Below are 13,593 nucleotides of genomic sequence, written 5' to 3'. Positions count from 1 at the left end.
TCCTCGACCGCCGCTCCGACCAGGGCCGCAGCGCGCCGCGGCGGGCACCTCAGCCCGTACCGGTCGTCTCCACCGACTCGAACCGCCAGCGGTGCACCGCCCGGGTGATCAGGTCCGCGGCCGGCTCGGGCAGCTCGGGGAGCTCCGCCGCCAGGCCCTCGGGGACCTCCCACCAGGTGATCACGAGCACCCGTTCCTGCGGGGCGCGCAGCACTTCGCGGCGCACCGGCTCCCGGGCCAGGACCTGCGCCCGGGCCCACTCCAGGAGCTCGTTGCCCCGGCCGTCGACGGCCCGGGCCTCCCACATCAGGGCGACGGTGCTCATGAGTAGAGGTTGTCCTTGCTGAGCTCGTGCACGTGGTCGTGATCGTGCGCGTGGCCGTGACCATGGGCATGGCCGTGACCGTCCCCGTGCTCGTGCTCGTGCTCCTGGGAGGACGTGCCCGGCACGTGCGGGTCCGTCACCGGAAGCGAGGAGTCCGCCGACAGGTCCCAGTCGGAGGCCGGCCGGTTGCGCCTGACCATCTCCGCGCCCAGCGCAGCCACCATGGCGCCGTTGTCGGTGCACAGCTTCGGCCTCGGCACGCGCAGCACGATCCCCGCGGCGTCGCAGCGCTCCTGCGCGAGCGAGCGCAGCCGGGAGTTGGCCGCCACGCCGCCGCCGATCATCAGGTGGTCCACGCCCTCGTCCTTGCAGGCGCGGATCGCCTTGCGCGTCAGCACGTCCACCACGGCCTCCTGGAAGGACGCCGCCACGTCGCGCACCGGCACCTCCTCGCCCGCGTTGCGCTTGGCCTCGATCCAGCGGGCCACCGCTGTCTTCAGGCCCGAGAAGGAGAAGTCGTACGCCGCGTCGCGGGGCCCCGTCAGACCGCGCGGGAAGTTGATCGCCTTCGGGTCGCCCTCCTTCGCCAGCCGGTCGATGACCGGGCCGCCCGGGAAGCCGAGCTGGAGCACGCGAGCGATCTTGTCGAAGGCCTCGCCCGCGGCGTCGTCGATGGTCGCGCCCAGCGGCCGTACGTCGCTGGTGATGTCGGGGGCCAGCAGCAGCGAGGAGTGCCCGCCGGACACCAGCAGCGCCATCGTCGGCTCGGGCAGCGGCCCGTGCTCCAGCTGGTCGACGCAGATGTGGGAGGCGAGGTGGTTGACGCCGTACAGCGGCTTGCCGAGCGCGTACGCGTACGCCTTCGCCGCCGAGACGCCCACCAGCAGCGCCCCCGCGAGGCCCGGGCCGGCCGTGACGGCGATGCCGTCGAGGTCCCGGGCGCTGACCCCGGCCTCCTTCAGGGCGCGCTCGATGGTGGGGACCATCGCCTCCAGGTGCGCGCGGGAGGCCACTTCGGGCACGACCCCGCCGAAGCGGGCGTGCTCGTCGACGCTCGACGCGATCGCGTCGGCCAGCAGGGTGGTGCCGCGGACGACGCCGACGCCGGTCTCGTCGCAGGAGGTCTCGATGCCGAGGACGAGCGGTTCGTCAGCCATTGCTCTCACTGCTCTCAGGGTTTTCGGTTCTGGTCTGTGCCGGGTCGGTCAGGCGCATCACGAGCGCGTCGACGTTGCCGGGCTGGTAGTAGCCGCGCCGGAAGCCGATCGGCTCGAAGCCGAACCGCTCGTAGAGCCGCTGGGCACGGGTGTTGTCCACCCGTACCTCCAGCAGCACCTCGGCGCATTCGAAGGCGGTCGCGGCGCGCAGCAGCTCGGTGAGCAGCCGGGCGCCGAGGCCCGTGCCCCACTGGTCCTTGGCCGCGGCGATGGTCTGTACGTCGCCCAGGTCGCCCGCGGCGGCCAGTCCGGCGTAGCCGACGAGGCGGCCGGTCCCGGGTTCCTCGGCGACGACGTAGCGGCGGGTGGCGTGCGGGCCGCGCGCGTGGGCGAGTTCGGACCAGAACATCCCGGCCGACCAGGCGTCGTCGGGGAACAGCTCGTGTTCCAGCTCCAGCACCGGTTCGATGTCCCACCAGCGCATCTCGCGGAGCACTGCGGTCGGGGCGGTCACTGCGGGGTGACCACCTTGTAGTTCTTGGGCACCTGCGCGTCGGGGCGGCGCAGGTAGAGGGGGGTCGGGGGGAGGAACTCCGCCCCGGCCGCGAGGCGCTCGGCGGCCAGGGCGGCCAGCGCGGCGGCCGACTGGTGCTCGGGGGCGCGGGCGTCCGTGAAGACCTCCGGGTACAGCAGGGCGCCCTGGCCGACGGCCGGGAGGCCGGCGACGCGGTCGGCGATGTCGGCCGGGCGGTCGACGGCGGGCTGGCCGACGCGGGTGCGCGGGTCCTCGTAGCGCGCCCAGTAGACCTCCTTGCGCCGCGCGTCGGTGGCGACGGTGAAGGGGCCCTCGATCCCGGCGGCCCCGGCGGCGTACGCGAGCCCGTCGAGGGTGCAGAGGCCGTGCACCGGGACGCCGAGGACGGCGGCGAAGGTGGAGGCGGTGACGAGGCCGACGCGGAGCCCGGTGTAGGGGCCGGGGCCGACGCCGACGACGACGCCGGTGACGGCTTCGAGCTTCACCCCGGCTTCGGCGAGGACCTCGTCCACGGCGGGCAGCAGGAGCTCCCCGTGGCGGCGGGCGTCGACCTGGTTCGACTCGGCGAGGACGGATTCCCCGTCGTGCAGGGCGACGGTGACGGCGGGCGTGGCGGTATCTACGGCGAGCAAGAGCACGCGAACAGCCTACGACTCCCCGGCCCCAGGGCCTTGCGGCCGGTCGGGGCGGGGGCCGGCTGCTACCTTTCGACCGGGGACACACCCGGGTCGGCCGGGAGTTCGACGACCCATGGCGCGGAGAGGTGGAGCAAGGTGGCACGCAGCAGCTCGGGAATCGTGGCCGGGCTCACCGCGGCGGCGCTCGCCGCGATCGGCTTCCTGGGCTACCAGGCCTCCGCGACCGCGCCCGCGCACCCCGCCCGCACGGGCCCGCAGGCCCCTGCCGCGCCGCAGGGACAGGCCCCCGCGAAGCAGGACCCGGCCAAGCCCGCGGCGGTGCCGGCGGACTCCGGGACGGGGCCGCGGGTCGTGTACTCGGTCTCCCAGAAGCGGGTCTGGCTGGTCACGGAGGACGGCAAGGAGCCGAGGACGTTCGCGGTGGTGCCGAGCACGGTGCACCCGGCGCCGGGCAGTTACGTCGTCGGCTCGCGCGCGGGCGCGGTGACCGGCACGGACGGGGTGCCGATCGAGCACGTCGTACGGTTCGCCAGCGCGGACGGCATCGCGATCGGCTTCAGCGCCCGGGTGGACGGTGCGATGCCGGAGCCGGACACCACGAAGAAGACCGGCGGCATCCGCATGGCACGGGCTGACGGTGACGCGGTCTGGGCCTTCGCGACGATCGGCGCGAAGGTCGTCGTCGTCGCCTGACGGCCGCCCCGGCGGCCCTCTCCCGGGGCTCGTGGCGCTTCCCACGGCGTTCCCCGGTGCGGGGCCCCTCGCGCCGCGTGAGGCGCCCACGCAGCGTGATTCACCCGAAGGTGCGTATCAGGCCGCTTCCGACTCGGGGGCGGCCTGTTCCCGTTCCGCTTCGGGCGCGGGCCCCTCTTCCGGTTCCGCCGCGCCGCGCGCGGGCGGCGTGGACACCGCCGTGGCGGCCGCGCCCGCCGCGAGCAGGGCCCGCATGGACACGACGGGCGCTCGCTCTGCTCCTGCTGCCGACATGGCTGCCTCCTGAGACCCGGGACGCGTACTTAGGTAGACCTAACCAGCGCTGGGTACCATGTCATCACGCGAGCCCACGCCAACGCAATATCTTCCCGACGACTTGTCGGTACGTCGTCCGCCGCGCAGGCCGGAACCACGGCGGTACGGCCGTCGGCGGATACCGGCGGTCCGCCGGATCCCGGCCGGGCCGGGCGGTCCGGCCCCCGTTCCACCGGGTTCCACCCGGCTCCGCCGGGTTCCGCGGAGTCGCGCGGGACGCCGGCTACCGCTCCGAGAGGGTCGCCAGCTCCGTGCCGGCCCACCGCGCGCCGACGCCGCGCAGCGCGACCTCGCGCACGTCGTCCAGGACCTCCTCGTGGCCGACCGCCCGCCCGATCACCACGTGCAGCCGGTCGTCGGAGAGCTCCTCGACCTTGCCGTCGCCCCACTCCACGACGACCACGGACTCGGGCAGCGAGACGTCCAGGTCCAGGTCCTCCATCTCGTCGAGCCCGCCGCCGAGGCGGTACGCGTCCACGTGCACCAGCGCCGGCCCCTGGCCCAGGGACGGGTGGACGCGGGCGATCACGAAGGTCGGCGAGGTCACGGCCCCGCGCACCCCCAGCCCCTCCCCCAGCCCCCGGGTCAGGGTGGTCTTGCCCGCGCCGAGCTCGCCGGTCAGCAGGACCAGGTCGCCGGGGCGCAGCAGGCCGGCGATCCTGCGGCCCAGCTCCTGCATGGAGGCGGGCGAGTCGACGGTGATCAGGGTTTCTGCGGCGGCCTCGGCCAGTGCCTCAGCGGCCGGGCTGCGCGGCGCTTCCCGCGGTACTTCTTCCATGTCCCCCAACGTTAGCCGTTGCGGGGACGGCTCCGGTGCGCGCCAGCAGGCCGGTCAGCAGCCCGGTCACGAGGTCGGGGCGCTCCAGCATCATCAGGTGCCCGGTGTCCTCCAGCACCACCAGCTCGGCGGCCGGCAGCACCTCCTTGACGGCCACGCTGTGCCCGGCCGGGGTGATCATGTCCCGGTCCCCGGCGACGACGGTGACCGGGATGTCCGCGAACCGCTGGAGGGCGGCGCTCTTGTCGTGGGTCTGGAATGCCGGGTAGAACTCCGCGACCACGTCGATCGGGGTGGCCTCGATCAGCCGCTCGGCGAAGCGCGCCACACCGGGGTCCACGTCCCGGGAGCCGAACGAGTACATCTTGATCATGCCGGCGAAGAGGTCGGCGGTGGCCCGGCGCCCCTTCTCCACCAGCTCGACCTGGGAGCCGAGCGCCTTCAGCACCCCGGGCAGGATGCGGCGCACCGCGCCCAGTCCGACCGAGGGCAGCCCGTACGTCACCTCGTCGAGCCGGCCGCTGGAGGTACCGATCAGGGCCACCCCGCGGACGCGGTCGCGCACCAGCTCGGGGAACTGGTCGGCGAGGGCCATGACGGTCATGCCGCCCATGGAGTGGCCGACGAGGACGAGCGGGCCCTCGGGCGCGGCGGCGTCGATGACGGCCTTCAGGTCGCGGCCGAGCTGGTCGATGGTCACCGGTTCGCCGTCGGCCTGGGCCAGGCCCCGGGCGCTGCGGCCGTGGCTGCGCTGGTCCCAGTAGACGGAACGGACGACCCCGCGCAGGGCGGCGCGCTGGAAGTGCCAGGAGTCCTGGGAGAGGCAGTAGCCGTGGCAGAAGACGACGGTGGTGCCGGCCGCCGGGTCCTTGGGCCGCAGCCGGCGTTTCGTACCGTCCTCGGGCAGCTCGTCGGTCTCGTAGTAGAGCTCGGTGCCGTCCTCGGCGCGGCACGCGCCCTCGGTCCCGCGCAGGGAGCCGAAGTCGCCGGCGGCGTCGAGGGCGAGGCGCGCCTTCATGCGGATGCCGCGCCCCACGGTGATGCGTTCGACCGCGACACCGGCCGCGGCACCGGCCGCCAGCACACCGATGGCGGCGCCGGCCCAGCCGGCCCTGCGCCAGTTCTCGCTCACGACGTCGCCGTCCTCACTCAGCACTCGCACCCGGCACTCGGCCCGTGACGGCCGTGTCAGCCGCCGAGGTACACCCGGGGAACCCGGCTTCCGATACGGGTGACGATCTCATACGCGATCGTGTGTGCCGCTTGAGCCCAGTCCTCGGCGGTCGGTTCGCCGCGCCCGGCGTCCCCGAGGAGGACGACCTCGTCGCCGGCCCGGGCGAGGTCCTCGCCGAGGTCCACGACGAACTGGTCCATGGCGATCCGTCCGGCGGCCCGCCGGACCTTGCCGCCCACGAGCACCGGCCCGCGGCCGGAGGCGCTCCGCGGCAGGCCGTCCGCGTAGCCGGCGGGAACGAGCGCGAGGTGCGTCTCGGTCCCGGTGACGTAGTGGTGGCCGTAGCTGACGCCGTGCCCGGCGGGGACGGCCTTGACCAGCGCGAGGGAGGCCTTGAGGGTCATGGCGGGGCGCAGCCCGAGCTGGGCGGGGGTGCCGAGCTCGGGCGACGGGGACACGCCGTAGACGGCGAGCCCGGTGCGCACGAGGTCGAAGTGGCTCTCGGGGAGGGTGAGCGTCGCGGGCGAGTTGGCGATGTGCCGGACCTCGGGGTCGACGCCCTCCTTCTCCGCGTAGGCCAGCATGTCGCGGAACGCGTCGAGCTGGAGCCCGATGGAGGGGTGGCCGGGCTCGTCGGCGCAGGCGAAGTGGGACCAGACGCCGGTGACCCGGACGGTGCCCTCGGCCTGGGCGGCGACGGCCGCGCCCACCAGCTCGGCCCAGTCGGCGGGCTGGCAGCCGTTGCGGCCGAGGCCGGTATCGGCCTTGAGCTGGACGCGGGCTGTACGGCCGGCCGCGCGGGCGGCGGCCCGGACCTCGTCCAGGGCCCACATCCCGCTGACGGACACGTCGATACCGGCCTCGACGGCCTCCCGCCAGGGCCCGCCGGGGGTCCAGAGCCAGCACATGACGCGGCCCTCGATGCCGGCGGCGCGCAGGGCGAGCGCCTCCTCGGGGGTGGCGGTGCCGAGCCACGCGGCACCGGCCTCCTGGGCCGCACGGGCGCACTGGACGGCACCGTGCCCGTAGGCGTTCGCCTTGACGACGGCCATCAGCTCGGCCCGGGGTGCCCGCGCGCGCAGGGCGCGTACGTTCTCCCGTACTGCGTCAAGATCGATCTCGGCGTACACGCGCATCGGTGTCTCGTTCATCGCCCACAGTCTCTCAGAACCCTCCCCGAGCCTCCGCTCTGCCCGTCACGCGCCGCCACGGCCGCCACCACGGCCGGACCGTGCGGCCCGGCGTCAGGACCCGACCGACCGCCACGCCGTCGGCAGGGCTTCGGCCAGTTCGTGGGCCGGGACCGGTGCGCCCGCGGCCGCGGTCCGGCCCGCGAGGCCGTGCAGGTACACCGCCACCGAGCCGGCGTCCGTCCCGTCCAGGCCCCCGGCCAGCAGCGACCCCGCCAGCCCGGACAGGACGTCCCCGCTGCCGGCGGTCGCCAGCCAGGGCGTGCCCGTCGGGTTGGCCCGTACCGCACCGCCGGAGGCCACCAGCGTCGTCGACCCCTTCAGCAGGACCGTCGCCCCGTACCGCCCGGCCAGCTCCCGCACGGCGGCCAGCCGCCCCGCCTCCACCGCGTCCCGCGCCACCCCCAGCAGCGCCGCCGCCTCCCCCGCGTGCGGGGTCAGCAGGGTCGCCGCCCGGCGGGCGCGCACCACCGCCGGATCCAGCCCGCGCAGCCCGTCCGCGTCGACCAGTACGGGCACGTCCCGGTCCGCCAGCGCCCGTTCGACCTCGGCGGCCCGCCCGGACCCGAGCCCGGGGCCGACCACCCAGGCCTGCACCCGCCCCCGCCCCACCAGCACCTCCGGGTAGCGCGCCAGCACGGCGTCCGCGGCCGGCCCGACGTACCGCACCGCGCCCGCACCGCCCCGCAGCGCCCCGGCCACGGCGAGCACGGCCGCGCCCGGGTACTCCTGCGACCCGGCGACGACCCCGACCACGCCCCGCCGGTACTTGTCGCTCGACGCCGTCGGCACCGGGAGCAGCCGGGCCACGTCGGCGTGCTGGAGCGCCTCCAGCTGCGCCGGGGCCGGCAGGTCCAGCCCGATGGGGACGAGCCGCACCGCGCCCGCCCGCGAGGCCCCGGGGTCGATCAGCAGCCCCGGCTTGTACGCGCCGAAGGTCACCGTCACGTCGGCCGACACCGCCGGGCCCGCGACCTCCCCGGTGTCGGCGTCCACGCCGCTCGGCAGGTCCACGGCGACCACGAGCGCCCCCGCCGGGATCCGCTCCACCAGCGCGGCCGCCGCCGGCCGCAGCCCGCCCCGGCCGCCGATGCCGACGAGCCCGTCCAGTACGAGGTCCGCCCGCGCGGGCACCGACTCCGCGACGCGCCCCCCGGCGGCCCGCAGCGCGGCCAGCCCGCCCGGGTGGATCCGCGCCGGGTCCATCGGCACCGCCGTCACCCCGGCGCCGCGACGGGCCAGCCGGGCGCCCGCGTACAGCGCGTCGCCGCCGTTGTCCCCGGGGCCGGCCAGCAGCACCACGCGGGCCCCGTAGACCCGGCCGCGGCGCCGCGCCAGCAACTCCGCGCACACGGCGGCCAGTCCGGCCGCCGCCCGGGACATCAGGGCGCCCTCCGGCAGCCGTGCCATCAGCTCGCGCTCGGCGGCCCGTACGGTCTCCACGCTGTAAGCAGTACGCATGCCCCCAGCCTGCCGCACGGCGGGCGCGGACCCCCGGCGGTCACCGCCCGCGTCAGCCCTCGGCGATCACCACGGCCGACGCGATGCCGGCGTCGTGGCTCAGCGAGATGTGCCAGGACGTGACGCCGAGCGCCCGCGCCCGCGCCTCGACCGTGCCGGACACCCGCAGCCGGGGCTGCCCGGTGTCCTCCACGTACACCTCGGCGTCGGTCCACAGCAGCCCGGCGGGCGCCCCCAGGGCCTTGGCCAGGGCTTCCTTGGCCGCGAACCGGGCGGCGAGCGAGGCGATTCCGCGCCGCTCGCCGCTCGGCAGCGTCAATTCGGAGTCGAGGAAGAGACGCTGGGCCATCTGCGGCGTCCGCTCCAGTGCCGCGCCGAACCGCTCGATCTCGGCAACGTCAATCCCCACACCGACAATCACAGGAACAACCCGCCCACTCTTCGCTCACTCCACCGTCACGGACTTTGCGAGGTTACGCGGCTGGTCCACCTCGTTCCCGCGCGCCGTCGCCAGCTCGCACGCGAACACCTGGAGCGGCACCGCCGCCACCAGCGGCTGGAGCAGCGTCGGGGTCGCGGGGACGCGGATCAGGTGGTCGGCGTACGGGACCACGGCCTCGTCACCCTCCTCCGCGATCACGATGGTCCGCGCCCCGCGCGCCCGGATCTCCTGGATGTTCGAGACGATCTTGTCGTGCAGGACCGAGCGCCCGCGCGGCGACGGCACGACGACCACGACCGGCAGGTCCTTCTCGATCAGCGCGATCGGCCCGTGCTTGAGCTCGCCCGCCGCGAAGCCCTCGGCGTGCATGTACGCCAGCTCCTTCAGCTTGAGCGCGCCCTCCAGCGCCACGGGGTAACCGACGTGCCGGCCCAGGAAGAGCACGGTGTTCTTGTCGGCGAGGGAGCGCGCCAGGGCCCGTACCGGTTCCATGGTCTCCAGTACGGTGTCCACCGCCGCGGCGATGTCCGACAGCTCCCGGATCACCGCCCGGATCTCGTCGCCCCACTTCGTGCCCCGTACCTGCCCGAGGTAGAGCGCGACGAGGTAGCAGGCGACCAGCTGCGTCAGGAACGCCTTCGTGGAGGCGACGGCCACCTCCGGACCGGCGTGCGTGTACAGCACGGCGTCCGACTCCCGGGGGATGGTCGAGCCGTTCGTATTGCAGACGGCCAGCACCTTGGCGCCCTGCTCGCGCGCGTGGCGCAGCGCCATCAGGGTGTCCATGGTCTCGCCGGACTGCGAGATCGCGATCACCAGCGTCCGCTGGTCCAGGATCGGGTCGCGGTAGCGGAACTCGCTGGCGAGCTCCGTCTCGCACGGGATGCGGGTCCAGTGCTCGATGGCCAGCTTCGCGATCATGCCCGCGTGGTACGCCGTACCGCAGGCCACGATGACGACCTTGTCGACCTCCCGGAGCACCGAGGCGGGGATGCGCACCTCGTCCAGGGTCAGCAGGCCGCTCGCGTCGATCCTGCCCAGGAGGGTGTCGGCGACGGCCTTCGGCTGCTCGGCGATCTCCTTGAGCATGAAGTAGTCGTAGCCCCCCTTCTCGGCCGCCGAGGCGTCCCAGTCCACGTGGTACGCCCGCACGGTCGCGGGCGCACCGTCGAAGCCGGTCACCGTGACCCCGTCGCGGCGGAGTTCGACGACCTGGTCCTGCCCCAGCTCGATCGCGGCGCGCGTGTGGGCGATGAACGCGGCCACGTCCGAGGCGAGGAAGTTCTCACCCTCTCCAACGCCCACCACCAGAGGGGAGTTCCGGCGCGCGCCGACCACCACGTCCGGCTCGTCGGCGTGCACCGCGACGAGGGTGAACGCGCCCTCCAGCCGCCGGCACACCCTCCGCATCGCCTCCGCGAGGCCGCCGCCGGCACCGCCGGCACCGCCGGCCGCCTCGAAGGACTCGGCCAGCAGGTGCGCCACCACCTCGGTGTCCGTCTCGGACTCCAGCCGGTGCCCGCGCCCGGCGAGTTCGGCGCGCAGCGCGGCGAAGTTCTCGATGATGCCGTTGTGCACGACCGCCACCCGGCCGGAGTTGTCCAGGTGGGGGTGGGCGTTGACGTCGGTGGGCCCGCCGTGGGTCGCCCACCGGGTGTGCCCCAGGCCGGTGGAGCCGGCCGGCAGCGGCCGACTCACCAGTTCCTTCTCCAGGTTGACCAGTTTTCCGGCCTTCTTGACGTTGGCGAGCACCCCGTCGGCGAGCACGGCGACCCCGGCCGAGTCGTAGCCGCGGTACTCGAGCCGCTTCAGTCCGGCGATGACCACATCGAGCGCAGACTGCGCCCCTACGTAACCCACAATTCCGCACATAGGCGGCAGCGTACGCCGTGGCCACCCGTCCGCCCCGTACCCGAACAGGACGAAAACCCCGCCCCGGCGAATCCACCGGAGCGGGGTTGACGACGTTTTCGAAGCGCCCGTTCGACGGACCGACGGCCGCCGCCCTCAGCCGAGCTTGCGCAGCTGCGCCTCGACCACCGGAGCCGCGAGTTCGGCCGCCCCCGAGGACCGTCCGGCCGCCAGGTTCACGAGCGTGCCGCCCTTGCGCACCACCATCAGCTCGGTGACGTAGTGCTCGCCGTCCCGCTCGGCCTCCACCGTGTACGCGACCGCCTCGTCACCGCCGTGCGCGGCGTGCGGGACGACCCGGGTCACCTTGACGGTCTCCCCGTTCGCCGTCGCGGAGTAGCCCGCACGGCACGCCTCGCCCGCGGCGCGCACCTCGCCGAAGTGCCCGTCGGCGGTGTTCCCCGCGTACGAACCGAGGGTCACCACCGTCACGGTCGAGCTGGCCGCGTCCTGGGCGGCCGCCCGCTTCTGCCGCTCCGTGGCTTCCCGCGGCAGCGGCGCCGGCACGGCCACCACCGACGCCCGGGCCCAGCCGGTCCGCCCGGTCGGCAGGAAACCGGTGGCCGCGTACGCCAGCTCCCGGCACTCGGGCCGGTCCACGCTCACCAGGGCGCTGTCCGCGCCCTCGGGGCTGACCCTGTGGTCCGCCAGGTCCCCCTGCGCCACGATCAGCCGGGCCGGCAGCTGCTGCGCCCTGCCCTTCGCGGCGTGGTCGGCCGCCCCGGAGGGCGACTCGTCCGCCGCCGGCACGATCTCCACCACCATGGCGGGCCGGGCGGTCCCGCATCCCGTGGCCAGTAAGGCCAGCGTCAGCCCGGAGAGGGCCGAGGCGCCCAGTGCGGCCGCGCGCCGCGCGCGGGCCGCTCTCATCCGAGCTTCTTGGCCTGCGCCTCCACGACCGCCTTCGGCTGGGCGGCCTCACCGGTCAGGTTCAGTGCGTAGAAGGTGGCCAGGGTGTTGCCCTTGCGCACGACCACGAACTGCATCGTGGCCTTGTCGCCGTCCTTCAGGTCCATCACGGTGCTGTAGGCGAGGGACTCGTCGCCGGCGGTGACCGCCGGGGAGGACCCGACCTTCTCGATCCTGGTGGACTCGGCGCCGTCCTGGACCGTGTAGCCGCCCGCGCAGGCCGTGGTCGCGGCCTTCAGCGTGCCGAAGGCCTCCTCGGCGCCCTTGCCGTCGTAGGAGGCGAGGCCGACCGAGGTACGGGTCACGCTCAGGCCGTCCTTCAGCGCGTCCAGCTTGTCCTCCACCGACGCGCCCTCGCCCGGCTTCTTCGCCTTCTCCCGGGCGGCGACGGTCGCCGTGCCGGCGGGCTTGCCCAGCGGCACGAAGGACTGGAGCTGGACCAGCGGCTTGCACTCGGCCTTGTCGGGGACGGCGCTCTGCCCGCCCCCCGCCTTCGCGGCCGCGTCCGCCTCGACCGCGTACGCGGGCAGGTCGGCCTGGGTGACGAGCAGCGGGGCCAGCTCGGCGGCCGACTTCCCCTTGTCCGCCGCCGGGGCGGACGCGGACCGCTGCGGTTCCGCCCCGCCACCGGCCTTCGTACCGGAGTCACCGGAGCCGCAGGCCGTGGCCAGCAGGCCGAGGGACAGTGCCGAAGCGGTCAGGACGGCACGACGGACGACAGTGGTACGCACGAACGATCTCCCCCATGGAACAGAAGCCGTCAGGGCGCAGGTCGGCGCCGCGGCGACGAACAATGTACGGCTCGCCATCGATCACACGAACGGGTTTTCGGATCACGGGCGGAATCGTGATCCGCACGAGACCGGGCGGGCCCCCTATCGAGACGTACTCGTGTTCGCACCGCCGCGAGCCCGCCCCGCCGCCGCCGCACCCCGGTCACCCGGGGTTCCCCCGCCGGCCATCCGCCACGTGACCGACCCCACCACCCACGAGCGCCCCCGAGCCCCGACAATGGCGGTGTGATCACCTCGCCGACGCGTTGTACGCCGGACCGCGCAACGGAGCGCCCCGGTCCCCGCCGGGCCCAGGACGCCTCTCCGTACGTCGACCTCACGCGGGCCGAGTGGAGCGCCCTGCGCGAGCGGACGCCGCTGCCGCTGACCGCGGAGGAGGTGGAACGGCTGCGGGGCCTGGGCGACGTCATCGACCTCGACGAGGTGCGGGACGTGTACCTGCCGCTCTCCCGCCTGCTCAACCTGTACGTCGGCGCCACCAGCAACCTCCGCGGCACCCTGAACACCTTCCTCGGCGACGCCGGCAACGGCCACGGCGCCCAGCAGGGCACCCCCTTCGTCATAGGCGTCGCCGGCTCCGTCGCCGTCGGCAAGTCCACCGTGGCGCGCCTGCTCCAGGCGCTCCTGGCCCGCTGGCCCGAGCACCCCCGCGTGGAGCTGGTCACCACGGACGGCTTCCTGTACCCGATGAAGGAACTCCAGCGCCGCGGCCTGACCTCCCGCAAGGGCTTCCCCGAGTCCTACGACCGCCGGGCGCTGACCCGCTTCGTCGCCGACATCAAGGCGGGCAAGGACGAGGTCAGGGCGCCGGTCTACTCGCACCTGATCTACGACATCGTGCCGGGCGAGCAGCTCGTCGTGCGCCGCCCGGACATCCTCATCGTCGAGGGGCTCAACGTCCTGCAGCCCGCCCTGCCCGGCAAGGACGGCCGCACCCGCGTCGGCCTCGCCGACTACTTCGACTTCAGCGTGTACGTGGACGCGCGCCCCGAGGACATCGAGCGCTGGTACCTCAACCGGTTCCGCAAGCTGCGCGAGACGGCGTTCCAGAACCCGTTCTCCTACTTCCGCAAGTACACCCAGGTCTCCGAGGAGGAGGCCCTGGAGTACGCGCAGACGATGTGGCGGACCATCAACAAGCCCAACCTGCTGGAGAACGTTGCCCCCACCCGCGGCCGCGCCACCCTCGTCGTGCGCAAGGGCCCCGACCACAAGGTGCAGAAACTGAGCCTGCGCAAGCTGTAGCACTA

The 13,593-nt window shown here is 74.3% G+C and carries 15 protein-coding genes; 2 read left to right on the top strand and 13 right to left on the bottom strand.

What is annotated here, in order from left to right:
* Positions 1-49 precede the first annotated feature (49 nt).
* The 4 genes from ACZ51S_RS11695 to tsaB are packed head-to-tail and all read right to left on the bottom strand — an operon-like array spanning position 50 to position 2,655.
* Positions 50-325 carry a hypothetical protein gene (locus tag ACZ51S_RS11695; protein WP_388934762.1) on the bottom strand — a complete coding sequence of 92 codons (276 nt, stop codon included), beginning with the start codon at positions 323-325 and terminating at the stop codon, positions 50-52.
* Positions 322-1,482, bottom strand: coding sequence for a tRNA (adenosine(37)-N6)-threonylcarbamoyltransferase complex transferase subunit TsaD (gene tsaD / locus ACZ51S_RS11690; RefSeq protein ID WP_468477294.1), 1,161 nt, complete (start codon positions 1,480-1,482; stop codon positions 322-324). The genes ACZ51S_RS11695 and tsaD overlap by 4 nt, the downstream gene beginning before the upstream one ends.
* Positions 1,475-1,996, bottom strand: a complete 522-nt coding sequence (rimI, locus tag ACZ51S_RS11685) for a ribosomal protein S18-alanine N-acetyltransferase (protein WP_388934767.1) — start codon at positions 1,994-1,996, stop codon at positions 1,475-1,477. The genes tsaD and rimI overlap by 8 nt, the downstream gene beginning before the upstream one ends.
* Positions 1,993-2,655, bottom strand: coding sequence for a tRNA (adenosine(37)-N6)-threonylcarbamoyltransferase complex dimerization subunit type 1 TsaB (gene tsaB / locus ACZ51S_RS11680; protein WP_468477293.1), 663 nt, complete (start codon positions 2,653-2,655; stop codon positions 1,993-1,995). The genes rimI and tsaB overlap by 4 nt, the downstream gene beginning before the upstream one ends.
* A gap of 135 nt (positions 2,656-2,790) precedes the next feature.
* Here tsaB and ACZ51S_RS11675 point away from each other — a divergent pair, with 135 nt between their 5' ends.
* Positions 2,791-3,348, top strand: coding sequence for a hypothetical protein (locus ACZ51S_RS11675; RefSeq protein WP_468804310.1), 558 nt, complete (start codon positions 2,791-2,793; stop codon positions 3,346-3,348).
* A 117-nt stretch (positions 3,349-3,465) separates the two neighbouring features.
* On the opposite strand, the gene ACZ51S_RS11670 is transcribed toward ACZ51S_RS11675, so the two are convergent.
* From ACZ51S_RS11670 to ACZ51S_RS11630, 9 genes are all read right to left on the bottom strand, one after another.
* Entirely contained in the window at positions 3,466-3,642 is a 177-nt protein-coding gene (locus ACZ51S_RS11670; RefSeq protein ID WP_468477291.1) for a hypothetical protein, read from the bottom strand.
* A 265-nt stretch (positions 3,643-3,907) separates the two neighbouring features.
* Complete coding sequence (gene tsaE, locus ACZ51S_RS11665) at positions 3,908-4,462, bottom strand: tRNA (adenosine(37)-N6)-threonylcarbamoyltransferase complex ATPase subunit type 1 TsaE (protein ID WP_468804312.1); 555 nt, start codon at positions 4,460-4,462, stop codon at positions 3,908-3,910.
* A complete protein-coding gene (locus tag ACZ51S_RS11660) occupies positions 4,419-5,618 on the bottom strand; it encodes an alpha/beta fold hydrolase (protein ID WP_468477330.1) in 1,200 nt (399 codons plus the stop codon). Before ACZ51S_RS11660 ends, tsaE begins: the two co-directional genes overlap by 44 nt.
* A gap of 32 nt (positions 5,619-5,650) precedes the next feature.
* Entirely contained in the window at positions 5,651-6,787 is a 1,137-nt protein-coding gene (alr, locus tag ACZ51S_RS11655) for an alanine racemase (protein WP_388934783.1), read from the bottom strand.
* Between the two features lie 93 nt (positions 6,788-6,880).
* Entirely contained in the window at positions 6,881-8,287 is a 1,407-nt protein-coding gene (locus ACZ51S_RS11650; RefSeq protein WP_468960615.1) for an NAD(P)H-hydrate dehydratase, read from the bottom strand.
* Positions 8,288-8,339: 52 nt separating this feature from the next.
* Positions 8,340-8,708: a holo-ACP synthase gene (locus ACZ51S_RS11645; RefSeq protein ID WP_468477289.1), complete on the bottom strand. Its 369-nt coding sequence runs from the start codon at positions 8,706-8,708 to the stop codon at positions 8,340-8,342.
* Positions 8,709-8,732: 24 nt separating this feature from the next.
* Positions 8,733-10,601: a glutamine--fructose-6-phosphate transaminase (isomerizing) gene (gene glmS / locus ACZ51S_RS11640; protein ID WP_468477288.1), complete on the bottom strand. Its 1,869-nt coding sequence runs from the start codon at positions 10,599-10,601 to the stop codon at positions 8,733-8,735.
* A 135-nt stretch (positions 10,602-10,736) separates the two neighbouring features.
* On the bottom strand, positions 10,737-11,510 hold the full coding sequence (locus tag ACZ51S_RS11635; RefSeq protein WP_468804317.1) for a hypothetical protein: 774 nt from the start codon (positions 11,508-11,510) through the stop codon (positions 10,737-10,739).
* The gene (locus ACZ51S_RS11630; protein ID WP_468804319.1) at positions 11,507-12,280 is read right to left on the bottom strand and encodes a hypothetical protein; all 774 of its coding nucleotides are present in this window, start codon (positions 12,278-12,280) and stop codon (positions 11,507-11,509) included. The genes ACZ51S_RS11635 and ACZ51S_RS11630 overlap by 4 nt, the downstream gene beginning before the upstream one ends.
* Positions 12,281-12,568: 288 nt before the next feature.
* Between ACZ51S_RS11630 and coaA the strand changes: the two genes are divergently transcribed.
* A complete protein-coding gene (coaA, locus tag ACZ51S_RS11625) occupies positions 12,569-13,588 on the top strand; it encodes a type I pantothenate kinase (protein WP_467895249.1) in 1,020 nt (339 codons plus the stop codon).
* Positions 13,589-13,593: the final 5 nt, after the last annotated feature.

Source organism: Streptomyces sp. NPDC034043 (genome assembly GCF_055575675.1).
This window is presented reverse-complemented; position numbering and strand designations above follow the sequence as displayed.